Below are 14,252 nucleotides of genomic sequence, written 5' to 3'. Positions count from 1 at the left end.
TCAGGCCCTCGTCGACTCCGCCGGCTCGTGCGGTGCGGCCGGCCGGGCCGACTCCAGCAGGTACGGTACGTCGATCACCGCGACGCCCGGGGTGAACAGCAGCCTCGCCTTCAGCCGGAACGCGTTCTGGTTGTGCAGGGGCTGCTCCCACCAGTGCCCGACCACGTACTCGGGGATCACCACCGACAGGATGTCCGTACCCTCGGCGGCGGCCAGCTCCTGGATGTGCGCGAGCACCGGTCCGACGACCTCGCGGTACGGGGAGTGCAGGATCTTCAGCGGGATGCCCGGGTCGTGCTCCGCCCAGGCCCCGCGCAGCCGGCGCGCGTCCTCCTCGTCGGCGGCGACGGTGACGGCCGTCAGGGTGTCCGGCCGCAGCGCCTGTGCGTAGCCGAGCGCCTTCAGCGTCGGGGCGTGCACGTTGGCGACCAGCACCAGCACGTGGTGGCGGGAAGGTTTGCGCGGTCTGACCCCGGGGGCGACGGCGACCTGGGCCGAGACCCGGTCGTAGTGCCGGCGGACGCCCTTCATGCCGAGGAACAGCAGCGGCATCGCGATGACCACCAGCCAGGCGCCGTGCGTGAACTTGGTGATCAGGACGATGACCAGGACGACGGCGGTCAGGATGGCGCCGACCGCGTTGATCGCCAGTCGGCGGTGGATGTGGATCCGTTCCGCCTTGGGCGTGGCCGGGGAGGCGAGCTCCCGCCGCCAGTGCCGGACCATGCCCGCCTGGGAAAGGGTGAAGGAGACGAAGACGCCGATGATGTAGAGCTGGATGAGTCGGGTCAGCTGGGCGTCGAAGGAGACGATGAGGGCGACGGCGGCGAGCGCGAGCAGCACGATGCCGTTGGAGTAGACGAGCCGGTCGCCGCGGTTGAAGAGCTGGCGCGGTGCGTAGCGGTCCTTGGCCAGGATCGAGGCGAGCATCGGGAAGCCGTTGAAGGCGGTGTTGGCGGCGAGGATCAGCACGCCCGCGGTGACGGCCTGGAGCAGGTAGAAGAGGAAGTGCCAGCTCCCGAAGGTGGCACGGCCGATCTGGGCGAGCGCGGTGGACATCGGCGTGCCGGGCGGCAGGCCCAGTTCCGTCGGGTCGGCGGCGACGTGCACCTGGTACACCATGGCCAGGACGGTGATGCCGAGGAACATGGTCACCGACAGGACGCCCATCGCGGCAAGGGTGTTGGCGGCGTTGCGGCTCTTGGGCTTCTGGAAGGCGGGTACGCCGTTGCTGATCGCCTCGACGCCGGTGAGGGCCGTACAGCCGGAGGCGAAGGCCCGCATCGCGAGGAGCACGAGGCCCAGGCCGGTGAACGTGCCCTCGGCGGTGATCGGGAGGTCGGCGGACTCGGCGCGGATGGTCTCGCCCGTCGCGAGCCGGACCGCCGCCACGGCGAACATGACGTAGATGACGAGGACGAAGCCGTAGGTCGGAATGGCGAAGATGCGTCCCGACTCCCGTACGCCGCGCAGGTTCATCAGCATCAGCAGCACCACGAACCCCACCGACAGGCCGACTTCGTGGTCGCTGAGGGAGGGGATCGCGGAGGTGATGGCGTCCACGCCGGAGACGACGGAGACGGCGACGGTCATGACGTAGTCGACGAGCAGCGCGCTGGCGGCCGTCAGGGCGGCGGTCTGGCCGAGGTTCTCGGAGCTGACGATGTACGCACCGCCGCCGCCGGGATAGGCGTAACAGGTCTGCCGGTAGGAGGCGACGACCACGATCATCAGGAAGACGATGGCGGCGGCCGCGTACCAGGCGAGGTGGAGCAGCGCGACGCCGCCGAGGGCGAGGATCAGCAGGATTTCCTCGGTGGCGTAGGCCACCGAGGAGAGCGGGTCGCTGCAGAAGATCGGCAGTGCGAGCCGTTTGGGCAGCAGGGTCTCGCCCAGTCGCGCGGTGTCGAGCGGTTCACCCACCAGCACGCGCTTCAGATTGATACGCCTCATCCCGGCATGATCGTGCATATTTCATGCACTTTGTCCCTTATTGGGGCTGTGTCATACCGCGAACCCGGCCAGCTCCTCGGCCCGGTGAGCCAGCCACAGGTCGTAGCGGGCGCTCGGCGAACGCAGCAGCGAGCGCTCCAGCACGGTCTCGATCCGGGTCAGCCGTTTGCGCGTGCCCGCCACCGAGATGCCGAGCGCGGCCGCCGCCGGGACCAGGTGCGCGTCGTGGCGCAGCCAGGCCCGCACGGTATCCCGGGCGCCGGGCGGGGCGTCCCGCCCGGTCAGGGGCGCCAGATGCGCACGGGCCCAGGCCGCCAGGTCGGGGTGGCGCAGTACGCCGTCCAGATCGGCCGGGGCGCCGGGAGCGCCGGGAGCGCCGGGAGCGCCGGGAGCGCCGGGAGCGCCGGGAGCGCCGGGAGCGCCGCCGTGGGAATACCCGGCGCCGCTGCCCCATGAAACCGCCGCCCCGCCCGGGGTCAGCCGCAGCGCCAGCGAGAGCGCCGCCTGTTCGGGGAGCCGCGCGAGGTCCAGGCAGAGCACCAACTCGATCAGGCGCAACCGGGTGGCCAGGGTGTTGCGGTGGATCTTCAGCAGCCGCGTCGCGTGCGAGCAGAAGTTCAGCCAGGCGTGCGCGGTGGCCCGCAGCTCCTGCGCGCCGGGGTCCTGGGGGCGCCGGGGCACGTACTCGTGCAGGGGCGCCAGCAACGCCTCGGCCCAGCCGGTCCCGGCCGTGTGGGCGGCCAGTTCCAGCTCGGGACCGGGACCGAAGCGGGCGTGCCGTCCGCTGCGGCCGCGGGCGACGGCCAGGGCGTGGAAGGCCTGGGTGTAGGCGGCCGGAGCCTCGCGCAGCCGCAGCTCCGCGCTGACCCCGACCGTGCAGTCGCGGGCCACTGCCACCAATGCCTCGGCCAGCGGATCGTGTTCGGCGGAGGTCGCCGGGAGATCGCCGGGGACCAGGACGATGAGGTGGCGCACGTAGACCGGGCAGCGCACGGTCCAGGCCCGGCCGCCCGTCAGCTCCTCGCAGAGCCGGGCCACCTCGCCCCGCTCCCCGGCCCGGCACTCCACGACGTACATCCGCATCGGCTCGGGCAGCGAGGGGCAGAGCGCCTCGGCGATCTGGTGGGCGGTGGAGAGCCGGCCGTTCATCAGCAGGTGCAGGACGGCCTCGCGGGCCCGTGATTCGGCGAGTTCGGCCCGCTCCTCGCGCCGCTCGGCCTCCTCGGCGCGCAGGGCGAGGGCCAGTACGGCGGTGGCGTCCGCGAGCAGGGCGGAGGCTCCCGGGTGGTGCGGCAGGTCCAGTACGGCGGCCAGCGCGCGGCTTCCGTCCAGCGCGAACAGCAGCGCGGCCGAGCGCTCGCCGTGCAGGACGGCCGAGCGTACGCCCCGGGCGCGCAACTCCGCGGCCCCGCGGACGGCGAGCTCCGGACCGGCGGCTCCGTCGGCGTCCACCACGCCGGTCCAGCCGCCCAGCCGGGCGGTGAGCCACTCCAGCAGGGCGGCCGAGCCGCCGGAGTGGACGAGCCGGTGCAGCTTGAGGATGTCCTCGGACCGGCTGCGCGACCGGTCCGCGGGTGTTTGCGGGACGGGCGGGTGCGAAATGAGGGGTTCCCTTCGGTCCGGGTCGCGCCGTCGCGGTCGACCACCGGCCATCACTGTGCTCAGTGATACCCGTCCCGCCCCGTCACTGTGCAGGGCGGACCCTGCGAACAGGCCACCGGCCGCCTAGGTTTGACCCCGAGCGGTCGGGCCCCGGGATCGACGGGGGAGTCCCCGGGGCCCCACTCGCTCACGCCCGTGTCTCACGCATCCGGGCGGCCGCGCTGCGGATGGCCTCCCGGATGCGGAAGTAGGTGCCGCAGCGGCAGATGTTGGCGATGGCGTCGATGTCCTCGTCCGTGGGCGAGGCGGTGCGCTTCAGCAGCGCGACGGCGGCCATGATCTGGCCGGGCTGGCAGAAGCCGCACTGGGCGACGTCCTGTTCGAGCCAGGCTTCCTGCACGGGGTGCAGCTCGTCCCCGTTCGCCAGCCCCTCGATGGTGGTCACCTTCTTACCGGCGCACGCGGAGACCGGCACCACGCACGGGCGGATGTCCACCCCGTCGAGATGGCTGGTGCAGGCCTTGCAGACGTCCACGCCGCAGCCGTACTTGGGGCCGCGTACGCCCAGCATGTCGCGGAGCACCCACAACAGGGGCAGATCGTCGGGCGCGTCCACGGTGACGCTCTGCCCGTTGACGGTGAAGGTGTGCGAGGGCACGGCGGACTCTCCTGAACTGACGGGCTGTTCTAGCGGGGGTACGGGGTGAAGTCGACGTCGAAGTCGAGGGGGAAGCTGCGCGGCTTCTTGCCGGTGGCCCGGGCCCAGGCATTGGCGATGGCACCCACCGCGGCGGGTAGGCCGAGCTCGCCCGCGCCGCCCGGCTCCTCGCCGGCGGCCGGCAGCACGAAGACACGCACGTCCTGCGGGGTGTCACGCTGCCGGGCCCAGTGGAACTGGCTGTAACTGCCCTCCAGCGGCAGCCCGTTGTCCAGGTGCAGCCCGGCCTTCAGGGTGGTGGAGATCGCGTCGGTGAGACCGCCGATCATCTGGGCCTCCAGTCCGCGCGGGTTGACGGGCAGGCCCACGTCGACCGCGATGACGGCCTTGGTGACGCGGACGTGCTCCGGGTCACGGGCGTCGATCTCGACCAGACAGGCGGTGCGGGACTTGTACTCGTCGTGGAAGGCGATGCCCTGGGCGCAGCCCGCCGGCATCGGCCGTCCCCACTCCCCCTCCGTCGCCGCCTTGTCGAGCACCGCGCGCTGGGCAGCCGTCTTCAGGAAGGTGCGCCGGAACTGGTACGGGTCCTTGCCGGTCCGCGCCGCGAGTTCGTCGACCACGATCTCCTCGGCGCCCCGGGTGTTGGCGGAGTACACCGAGCGCCAGGAGCCGGTCGGGATGCCGGTGGGCACCTCGCTGAGCCCGTGGGTGGTGAGCCCGAAGTGGTACGGGGACTTGATCGTGGTGTGGAACAGGGTCTGGGCGAGGGTCGCGTTGCCGACGCCGAGCGGCAGGCTGGCGGCAGTGGCGGTGACGATCTCGCCGAGCCCGTGCCGGAAGTCGGTTTCGGCGGCGGCCACCCGGTGCTCGAAGCTGAGCACCTCGCCGAGCAGGTGGGTGGCACGGATCTTGTGGTGGGTGGCGGGGCGCATCCGGCCGTGCCGGGTGTCGTCGACACGGGTCCACATCAGCCGGACGGGACGGCGGCAGGCCTTGGAGACGCGGGCGGCCTCCAGCGCGGCGTCGAAGAAGAGCCGCCGCCCGAAGGAGCCGCCGGCCTGGATCACGTGCACGGTGACCTTGTCGAGCGGCAGGCCGAGATCGGCGGCGATGGTCTCGCGGGCCACGATCGGGGACTTCAGCCCGGACCAGATCTCGGCGCGGTCCTCCCGTACGTCGGCCACGGCGGAGTTGGTCTCCATGGGCGCGTGGCTGACGAAGGCGAAGTCGAACTCGGCGTCCACGTACGGGGTGAGCAGCGGCGGCACCGGCAGCGGCGGGGTGGCGGCGCGCAGCTTGACGCGGATCTGTTCGTCGGAGAGCCGGTCGGCGGGGCCGGGGCCCCAGGTGACCTGGAGGGCGGCCTTGGCGTCGAGGGCCTGCCCGAAGGTCTCGGCGACGACCGCGACCCCGGTCGGGACGGTGACCACGTGCAGGACGCCGGGCATGGCGCGGACGGCGGCGAGGTTGGCGACGGCCCTGACGCTGCCGCCGAGGCTGGGCGGGCGGCGCACCACGCACGGCTTGGCGCCGGGCACGTCGAGGTCGAGGGTGTACTGCTGGGCACCGGTCACCATGGCGCGGGCGTCGATCCGGCCGGTGGGTCTGCCGACGAGGGAGTGCTCCGCCGCCCTCTTCGGGGTGGCGCCGAGGACGACCAGGGCGGGGTCGGCGGCGGCCGCGGAGAGGCTGCCGTAGTCGGCGGTGCGGCCGTCGGGGGCCCGTACGGCGCCGTTCGCGGTGGTCAGTGAGGACGCGGCGAGGTCCCACCGGCGGGCGGCCGCGGCGACCAGGCGGGCCCGGGCGGTGGCGGCGGCCTGCCGGACCGGCCCGTAGAGGGAGCGGATGGAGTTGGAGCTTCCGGTGAGCTGGTTGAACAGCAGCTCGGGCCGCGCATCGTCCAGTTCCACGCGGACGGCGGCCAGCGGCGCGTCGAGCTCCTCCGCGACGAGCATGGCCACGGCGGTGGTGAGCCCCTGGCCGACCTCCTCGCGCGGCAGCCGGAAGCGGATGGTTCCGTCCGCCTCGACGGCGAGCGCCAGCAGGGCGGAGGTGGGTGCGCCGGCCAGGATGAACAGATCGCCGAGGTCCACCAGATCGGCCGGGGCGGGCAGGCTCGGGACCACGGCGTGGGCGGGCTGCGGGGCGAGGACGTCGGCCCCGGCCCGGGTGACGAGGGCCAGCGTCGGCGCCGCGACGAGGTACGTGAGGAAGGAGCGGCGGCTCTGCCCGGTCATGTCGCTGTGTCCCCAACCCCTGTGCGGTCCGCGTTCGCGGACCTCCCCCGGCTCGTTACCGACACGTAGAGTAGCGATCGCCGGATGGGGTGGGAAGCGCGACGACGGGATGGGCCGCTCGGGGAGGGGGTCCTTCGTTCGGGGGGTACTTCCGCGGGGGTGTCGATCCGGCTCGGATACGGGTTCAGCCGCACCGAGGCCTCGTACATCTCGTCCGTACGATCGATCCGCCTCCTCCGGAGGGCCGGTTTCCGGCCGCGGGGGGACGATGGGAGGGATAGGGCTGCACTCGCAAAGACACGTGAGGAGGTGTGCGGCGGTGGCGATGTACATGGATGTCCACCACGGCATGAAGGGCATCACCGAAGCCGAGCTGATGGCCGCCCACAGGGCGGATCTGGCGATCGAGGGCGAGGAGAAGGTGCACTTCGAGCGCGCCTGGGCCGACCCGGAATCCGGCACGGTGTACTGCCTGTCCGAGGCGCCGTCCGCGGAGGCGGTGCAGCGGATCCACGAGCGCACGGGGCACCCGGCCAACGAGATCCACCCGGTGCCGATCGCCGTGTGAACCGGAGGCGGCCGGGAACCGCCGACGGGGTGCCTGCAGGGGCTGACCGGAAACGTTCGTACAGGCGAAGGGGGGGCCGGGAGGCCCTTGGCACATGCCAGAAGCAACGACGTTACGGATGTTGCCAAACGCCTTACGGGCCGTCGCCGCCTGTGCAACAGTCGTAACCGGTCCTTCCTTCAGACTTGGCCGTGCCGCGCCGCCTGTATCGGAGTTCTCATGCCGTCCCACCTCTTCGCGGACCGTCCCGCGCAGCCGCCCGAGCCCGGTTCGGTGGACGCCCTGATCTCGCAGACCCGGCGGCTGCGCGGCGAAGTGGACGCGGTGCGCCGCGACACCGTCGTCGACGACGACGACGCCCAGGGCCGCTGGCAGCGCGCCCTGTGCGACCTCGCCGTCCACCACCTCGACGACCTGCGCGAGCACCTGGGACAGCTCAAGGAAGGCCTGCCGCCCGCCCCCGACCTCGGCGAGCTCCCCGAGGGGGCGCCCGCGACCGGGACCGAGCCCCAGCAGACCCGTGTCGGCAGCGCCGAGTGGAACCTGCTCACCGACGAGGTCAACTGGTCCGAGGAGCTGTTCCAGATCTTCGGCCGCTCGCCCGAGGCGGGCCCGCTCCCGCTCGACGAACTCGGCTCCACCCTGTTCTCCGAGGACCAGCCGCTGCTCACCTCGATGGTGACGGCCTGTCTGGTCGACGGCAAACCGATCGACGGCGAGTTCCGCATCGTCCGGGCCGACGGCCGCGTCCGGACGCTGCACATGCGAGGCGAGCCGGTACTCGACACCGACGGCTGCACGGCCTCCATGTGGGCCGTGCTCCGGGACGTGAGTGAGCTGCGCCGAAGCCAGCGCACCGAACGCGAGTCCCGTGACTCGCTGCAGCGCCGGCGGGAGATCGCGCAGACCGAGCACCGGCTTGCGGTCGAGCTGCAGGAAGCCGTGCTCCCCCCGTGGCGCGGCTCCCTGCGGTTCCCGCACCACACCACCGGCGCGCTCGACGTCGCCGCGCACTACCTGCCCTCCGCGACGAGCGCCCTGATCGGCGGCGACTGGTACGACGCGCTCGAACTGCCCGACGGCCGCTCGCTGTTGACGGTCGGAGACCTGACCGGGCACGGGGTGACGGCCACCTCCGGCATGGCGATGATGCTGGGCGCCCTGCGCGGCATGGCCATGGCCGGGATCGAGCCGGGCCCGCTGATGGGCTGGCTCAACCAGCTCCTGGAGACCTCCGTACAGCCGGCGCTCGGCTCGGCCGTCTGCTGCCGCTACGATCCCGCGCGCCGGATGCTCTCCTGGGCGCAGGCCGGCCATCCCGCCCCGCTGCTGTTCCGCGGCAGCTCGGGCCGCGCCCTGCAGCCGCCGGAGGGCGTACTGCTGGGCGCGACCTCCGGAGCGGCGTACGGGCAGGCCGAGGAACGGCTGCAGGCCGGCGACCTACTCGTCCTGCACACGGACGGACTGACGCCGCGCAGCATCGAGTTCAGCCGGGCGGACGGCACCGAGCGGCTGCTGGCCCTCGCGCCGCGGTTCACGGCGGCGCGGTCGGCGCAGGACTGCGTGCGGATGGTGGTCGAGGAGTTCGGCGAGAGCGAACGCGAGGACGACGCCTGCGTCCTGGTGGCGAGGGTCGGGGGCTGAGCACCGACGACGGTCCGACGGGTACCGCTTCTCAGGGCCGCGCCGGACGGCGCGGCCTTTCTCGTCTCCGTACGGATGCCGACGGCGGTGCCGGTGCCCGCACCGGCAGGGGGTTCCCGCGCAAGGCCTAGACGGTGCGCTGCGTCGGGCTGTTCGGCAGGGCCATCTTGATCTCCGCGCGCAGGTCCTCGATGCGCGCGTACCCGGCGTACTGGCCGGTGAGCCGGTACATCTCCCGCAGCCGGTCCCAAGTCCGGTGCGAGGAGGTCTCGTTCATCGAGACCAGCGCGAGCCGGGCGTAGCGGTCGGCCTGCTCGGGGTCGTCGGCGATGAAGCAGGCCGAGGCCATGGAGATGTAGTCGAAGATCTGCGAGCGCTGGTGGCCGCCGGACCGCAGCCGCAGCGCCTCCCGGGCGTGCCGCTGGGCGATCGGCGCGACCGAGGGGTCGTGTTCGGCGAGGGTGCGGAACGCCAGGGCCTGCATGCCGTGCAGGTCCGCCTCGTCGAAGTTCTGCATCCACGACGGCGGGGGCACGTCGCCCTTGTCCGACACGAACAGTTCCTCCGCCTCGCCGAGGGTGCGGCGCATGGCCTGGCCCTTGCCCATGGAGGCCTGGGCCCAGGCCTCGATGGTGTGCAGCATGGCGCGGGTACGGGGCAGGGTCTGCTCGCCAGAGCCCGACTGCGCCAGCTTCATGAGGTCGAGGGCCTCGTGCGGCTTGCCCAGGTGGACCATCTGGCGCGCCGCGCGGGACAGCGCTTCGCCGGCCCGCGGCCGGTCCCCGCCCTCCCGGGCGGCGTGCGCGGCGATGACGAAGTACTTCTGCGCGGTGGGTTCGAGACCCACGTCGTGGGACATCCAGCCCGCCAGCACGGCGAGGTTGGCCGCCACGCCCCACAGCCGCCGCTGCAGGTGGTCGGGGTGGTGGTAGGCGAGCATGCCGCCGACCTCGTTGAGCTGGCCGACCACTGCTTTGCGCTGCAGTCCGCCCCCTCGGGAGGCGTCCCAGGCGCGGAAGACCTCCACCGAGCGCTCCAGGGCCTCGATCTCCTGGGAGCCGATGGGGGCGGCCTCGTAGCGGTCGTAGCCGGCCGGGTCGGCCTGGAAGGAGTCGCCGAAGGCCTGCGGGGCCTTGGCGGGGGCGGGATCGGTGTGCAGCCAGTCGTTCATGGCGTGGGTGAGGGCGGAGCCTGCGGTGAGCGCGATACCCGCGCCCATCAGACCGCGTCGGTTGAGCATGAGGTCCATTCCCGTGAATTCGGTGAGGACCGCGGCTGTGCGTTCGGGCGCCCACGGCATTCCTTCGGGGTTGTCCTTCGCCCCGTCCGGCTGCCGTTTGGAGGTGCGCCGCTGCCGTACGAACCCGAGGTCCTCGATGGTCACGACACGACCGAGCCGCTCGGTGAACAGGGCTGCCAGTACGGTGGGCACCGGTTCGCGCGGGGTCTCCCCCATGTCGATCCAGCGCCGTACCCGCGAGGTGTCGGTGGCCAGCTGGTGGTGGCCCATGGCCGCCGCCTGCCGGTTGACCATCCTCGCCAGCTCACCCTTCGACCAGCCGGCCAGGCCGAACAAGTCGTTCAAGCGGGTGTTTGGTCCTTTGCTCACGTCAAGCCCCCAGGTTCTCGGCTGATTTGACAGTAGCCCGCCGTCAGATGCCCAGCGACTATTCGCCAGGCTTCGCCAGGGCACGCAAGATGGTCCGCCACCCACGGCCGGGTGTCAGGTAGGAATGCGCCTCCCCGACCCGGTCTCCGGGCGGAACTCCCCAGGGTGAAGTACGGGACCGGCGGGGCGGCGTACGCAACTCGTCGGCGCACGAAGGGATCCGTAAACGCCATGTATGCAGCAACGTCCTCCGTGTCCGCCCCGGTCCGGCCGCACCGCACGCTCCAGGCGGGCGGCGGCCCCTACCTCGACCCCGGCCGCCAGGCGGCCCCGGCGCAGGGCGCCGTACGGGCGCGGCGGATGCCGGGGGCCGGATCGCAGCCGCTCAGCGGAAGAATCGACCTCTCGGGGCCGCAGGGTGCGCAGCTGCGCACCGCGCTCGCCTCGGTGCAGCGCATCTGTCCGGAGTTCGCTCCGGTTCAGGTGCTGCGGCGCAGCGGCCGGTCGGTCCTCCTGGTCGGGACGACAGGCCGGATGACCGCCGTCGCCAAGGTTTTACTGGACCACTCGCCGGAATGGCGCGAGCGGTACCGGCACGAAATAGCGGCGTACCGGGCGTTCGTCCGGCACCGCCCGCCGGTCCGGGTGCCGCGGCTGATCGCCGCGGACCCCGAGAACTGCACGCTGGTGGTCGAACGGATGGCGGGCCGGGTCGCAGCATTGCAGCGGCACCCCGTGGAGGCCCCGCCGCGGGCCGACGTACGGGCCGCCCTGGGCGCGGTGTGCCGGGTGAACCAGTGGCGTCCGCCGACCGACCTGTTCGGGGACCCGCTGAACTACGCGCAGCGGGTGGCGCGGTACCACGAGCTGGGACTGCTCACCGACCGGGACCTGGGTGATCTGCAGAAGCTGCTGTGCGGGCTGAAACTGGCCGGTGTGCAGCGGCAGTTCAACCACGGTGACGCGCTCCTGTCGAACCTGCTGCTGTCCCCGGCCGGGCCGGTGCTGCTCGACTGGGAGCACGCGGGCTGGTACCTGCCCGGGTACGACCTGGCAACGCTGTGGACGGTGCTGGGCGACGCCCCGGCGGCCCGCAGTCAGATCAGCCGGCTCGCCCAGTCGGCCGGTCCGGCCTCGCGGGACGCCTTCCTGGTCAACCTGATGCTGGTGCTGACCAGGGAGATCCGGATGTGCGAGACGGCGGTCCAGCGCTCCATGCTGGCGACCGCCCCGACCCAGCCCCTGGCGGCGGGCGCCCTGTCCTCCGGCGAGGAGCAGCGGCTGCTGCTGCGCCGTCTGCACGACGACTGCGGCATGGCCCGCAGGGCGGTACGCGCGGCGGTCGGGACCCGCTGATCCCGGCGGCCCGCACCCCGTACGAAAATCCCGTGGTGTACGCACTCGATGTGCGTACCACGGGATTTCGTGCGTCCGGGGACGTCTCCGCCCGTCTCGCCACCCCTGCGCATGCCTTGACATCACATGATCCCCCGAACACCTTTTCTGACTCGGCATCAGACATGCTGGAGCCGCCGTCCCCGCCCTCCCCACTCCGCTGGAGCCCGCCCATGTCGGCAAACGCTGGTCCCGTACGCCCCGGTCCCGTACGTCCTGATCCCGCGAGCCCCGGTTCCGTGCCGGCCGATCCCGCGAGCCCTGCGCTCCCCTCCCGCCGGACGGTCCTCGCCGGGGCCGGGGCGGGGGTGGTCGCCGCCACGGTGCTGCCGTCGGCCGTAGCGCGGGCCGCGGACGGGGTTCCGCTCGGCGACTACGACGTCGTGGTGGTCGGGTCGGGGGCGTCCGGAATGACCGCCGCGCTCACCGCCGCCAAGCGGGGTCTGAGCGTGCTGGTGGTCGAGAAGGCCCCGACGTTCGGCGGTTCGGCGGCGCGCTCGGGGGCCGGGATCTGGCTGCCGAACAACTCGGTGATCCTGGCCGCGGGGGTGCCGGACACCCCTCAGAAGGCGGCGGCGTACCTGGCGGCGGTCGTCGGCGACGGCTCGTCGGCGGACCGGCAGGCTGCGTTCCTCGCCAACGGTCCGCGGATGCTGGACTTCGTGATGGCCAACAGCCCGCTGCGCTTCCGGTACATGGACGGGTACAGCGACTACTACCCGAACCTCCCGGGCGGGCTGCCGAACGGCCGGTCCATCGAGCCCGACCAGATCGACGGCCACATCCTGGGCGGTGAACTGGCCCGGCTGAACCCGGCCTACATGCCGGTCCCGCCCGGGATGGTGGTGTTCAGCCAGGACTACAAGTGGCTGAACCTGGCGGCCGTGAACGCCAAGGGCCTGGCGGTGTCCACGGAGTGCCTGGCGCGCGGCGCCAAGGCCGCGCTGTGCGGGCAGGAGCCGCTCACGATGGGCCAGGCGCTGGCGGCCGGCCTGCGGGCCGGACTGATGCAGGCGGGGGTGCCGGTCTGGCTGAACAGCCCGCTGGTCGACCTGGTCCAGGAGGCGGGCGCGGTCACCGGTGTGGTGGTGGAGAAGGAGGGTGTACGGGGGGTCGTACGGGCCCGCAGGGGCGTGGTCGTCGGCTCGGGCGGATTCGAGCACAACGCGCAGATGCGGGCGCAGTACCAGCAGCAGCCGACCGGCACCCAGTGGTCGGTGGGCGCCAAGGAGAACACGGGCGACGGGATCCGGGCCGGGCAGCGGGCGGGGGCGGCGCTGGCGCTGATGGAGGACGCGTGGTGGGGTCCCTCGATCCCGCTGCCGGGCGAGCCGTACTTCTGCCTCGCCGAACGGACCCTGCCGGGCGGGCTGATGGTGAACGGTGCGGGCGCGCGGTTCGTCAACGAGGCGGCGCCGTACAGCGATGTGGTGCACGTGATGTACGAGAAGGACCGGGGCTCGGCCGGTTCGCACATCCCGGCGTGGCTGATCGTGGATCAGAACTACCGCAACAAGTACCTGTTCAAGGACGTCCTGCCGACGATCGTCTTCCCGGACTCGTGGTACCAGGCGGGCGCGGCGAAGAAGGCGTGGACCTGGGACGCGCTGGCCGGCCAGATCGGGGTCCCGGCGGGAGCGCTCCGGGCGACCCTCAACCGGTTCAACGCGCAGGCGTGGAACGGGACCGACCCCGATTTCCACCGGGGCGACACGGCGTACGACCACTACTACACGGACCCGGGGGTGCAGCCGAACTCGTGCCTGGCCCCGATCTGGTCGCCGCCGTTCCACGCCTTCAAGATCGTGCCGGGTGACCTGGGCACGAAGGGCGGCATCGTCACGGACGCGCGGGCGCGTGCGCTGCGGCCGGACGGCTCGGTGATCCGGGGCCTGTGGGCGGCGGGCAACGCGAGTGCGGCGGTGATGGGGCACAGCTACGCGGGGGCCGGGTCGACGATCGGCCCCGCGATGACGTTCGGCTACGTGGCGGCGAACGACATCGCGGACGCGTAGGTGCCGGTGACCGCTATCCCTGCTGGAAGAGCTCGGCGGGGAGCGGCTTCAGGAGGGCGTACAGGTCGTCGGTGATGGGCCGGTCCCAGCTCGCGATGGTGACCAGCACGTTGTCGCTGCGGTCGAACTGCACGCAGCTGATCCGGCCCTCGGAGAGCTTGATCTTCCGGACGATGAGGAGGTTGTCGCCCTGCATGACGGGGCAGTCCTCGGTGCCGGTGACCTCGACGTCCTCTTCGTTCTCGAGGGCGTCGAGGAGCTGGGCCACCTCGAAGGGGACCTGGCCCTCGGTGAGCTCCCGAGCCGGGGAGCCCTCGGGGAGGTTGCCGATGATCATTGCGGGGCCGCGTCCGCCGAACAGGTCGTAGCGGAGAAAGACGCCCTGGCAGCTGCCGTCGGGCGCGGGCAGCAGCCCGGCCCCGAGATTGCCCGGCCAGTCCCCCGGGTCCATGGCCAGGACGTCGAAGTCCGGGCCGGCGGGTGTGGCGGCGCGGTTGCGGCGGAGGAAGGACATGCCGCCATGGTACGTGCCCGCCCCCGTTTTCCGGCCCCGGGCCCCGCCCATCCC

10 protein-coding genes are annotated in these 14,252 nt (G+C 72.4%); 4 read left to right on the top strand and 6 right to left on the bottom strand.

Translation table 11 applies throughout. The features are described from left to right. The 4 genes from IF09_RS0114230 to IF09_RS0114215 all read right to left on the bottom strand — a co-directional run bounded on the left by IF09_RS0114230 (window position 1) and on the right by IF09_RS0114215 (window position 6,453). Window positions 1-1,953: an APC family permease gene (locus IF09_RS0114230; protein WP_037634841.1), complete on the bottom strand. Its 1,953-nt coding sequence runs from the start codon at window positions 1,951-1,953 to the stop codon at window positions 1-3. A 51-nt stretch (window positions 1,954-2,004) separates the two neighbouring features. Then, window positions 2,005-3,606 (bottom strand): helix-turn-helix domain-containing protein, encoded by a 1,602-nt coding sequence (locus IF09_RS0114225; protein ID WP_078613241.1) that lies wholly within the window; start codon window positions 3,604-3,606, stop codon window positions 2,005-2,007. 136 nt (window positions 3,607-3,742) lie between these two features. Further along, on the bottom strand, window positions 3,743-4,213 hold the full coding sequence (locus IF09_RS0114220) for a (2Fe-2S)-binding protein (RefSeq protein WP_030295542.1): 471 nt from the start codon (window positions 4,211-4,213) through the stop codon (window positions 3,743-3,745). 29 nt (window positions 4,214-4,242) lie between these two features. Then, window positions 4,243-6,453, bottom strand: coding sequence for a xanthine dehydrogenase family protein molybdopterin-binding subunit (locus tag IF09_RS0114215; protein WP_030295541.1), 2,211 nt, complete (start codon window positions 6,451-6,453; stop codon window positions 4,243-4,245). Between the two features lie 319 nt (window positions 6,454-6,772). Here IF09_RS0114215 and IF09_RS0114210 point away from each other — a divergent pair, with 319 nt between their 5' ends. Both IF09_RS0114210 and IF09_RS0114205 read left to right on the top strand, forming a co-directional pair. Then, window positions 6,773-7,021, top strand: coding sequence for an SCO4226 family nickel-binding protein (locus tag IF09_RS0114210; RefSeq protein WP_030295539.1), 249 nt, complete (start codon window positions 6,773-6,775; stop codon window positions 7,019-7,021). 219 nt (window positions 7,022-7,240) lie between these two features. Continuing rightward, window positions 7,241-8,665, top strand: a complete 1,425-nt coding sequence (locus IF09_RS0114205) for a PP2C family protein-serine/threonine phosphatase (RefSeq protein WP_030295537.1) — start codon at window positions 7,241-7,243, stop codon at window positions 8,663-8,665. 127 nt (window positions 8,666-8,792) lie between these two features. Here the strand turns inward: IF09_RS0114205 and IF09_RS0114200 are convergent, their stop codons facing one another. Then, the gene (locus tag IF09_RS0114200) at window positions 8,793-10,274 is read right to left on the bottom strand and encodes a hypothetical protein (RefSeq protein ID WP_030295535.1); all 1,482 of its coding nucleotides are present in this window, start codon (window positions 10,272-10,274) and stop codon (window positions 8,793-8,795) included. 231 nt (window positions 10,275-10,505) lie between these two features. Between IF09_RS0114200 and IF09_RS0114195 the strand changes: the two genes are divergently transcribed. Further along, window positions 10,506-11,630, top strand: a complete 1,125-nt coding sequence (locus IF09_RS0114195) for an aminoglycoside phosphotransferase family protein (protein ID WP_030295533.1) — start codon at window positions 10,506-10,508, stop codon at window positions 11,628-11,630. 212 nt (window positions 11,631-11,842) lie between these two features. Further along, window positions 11,843-13,684 (top strand): 3-oxosteroid 1-dehydrogenase, encoded by a 1,842-nt coding sequence (gene kstD, locus IF09_RS0114190; RefSeq protein ID WP_199920437.1) that lies wholly within the window; start codon window positions 11,843-11,845, stop codon window positions 13,682-13,684. A 13-nt stretch (window positions 13,685-13,697) separates the two neighbouring features. Here the strand turns inward: kstD and IF09_RS0114185 are convergent, their stop codons facing one another. Further along, on the bottom strand, window positions 13,698-14,198 hold the full coding sequence (locus IF09_RS0114185) for a hypothetical protein (protein ID WP_030295531.1): 501 nt from the start codon (window positions 14,196-14,198) through the stop codon (window positions 13,698-13,700). Window positions 14,199-14,252: the final 54 nt, after the last annotated feature.

The organism is Streptomyces katrae (assembly GCF_000717655.1).
Taxonomy (GTDB): domain Bacteria; phylum Actinomycetota; class Actinomycetes; order Streptomycetales; family Streptomycetaceae; genus Streptomyces; species Streptomyces katrae_B.
Note: the sequence above shows the minus strand (reverse complement) of the source record. Positions and strands in the feature narration are given on the sequence as shown.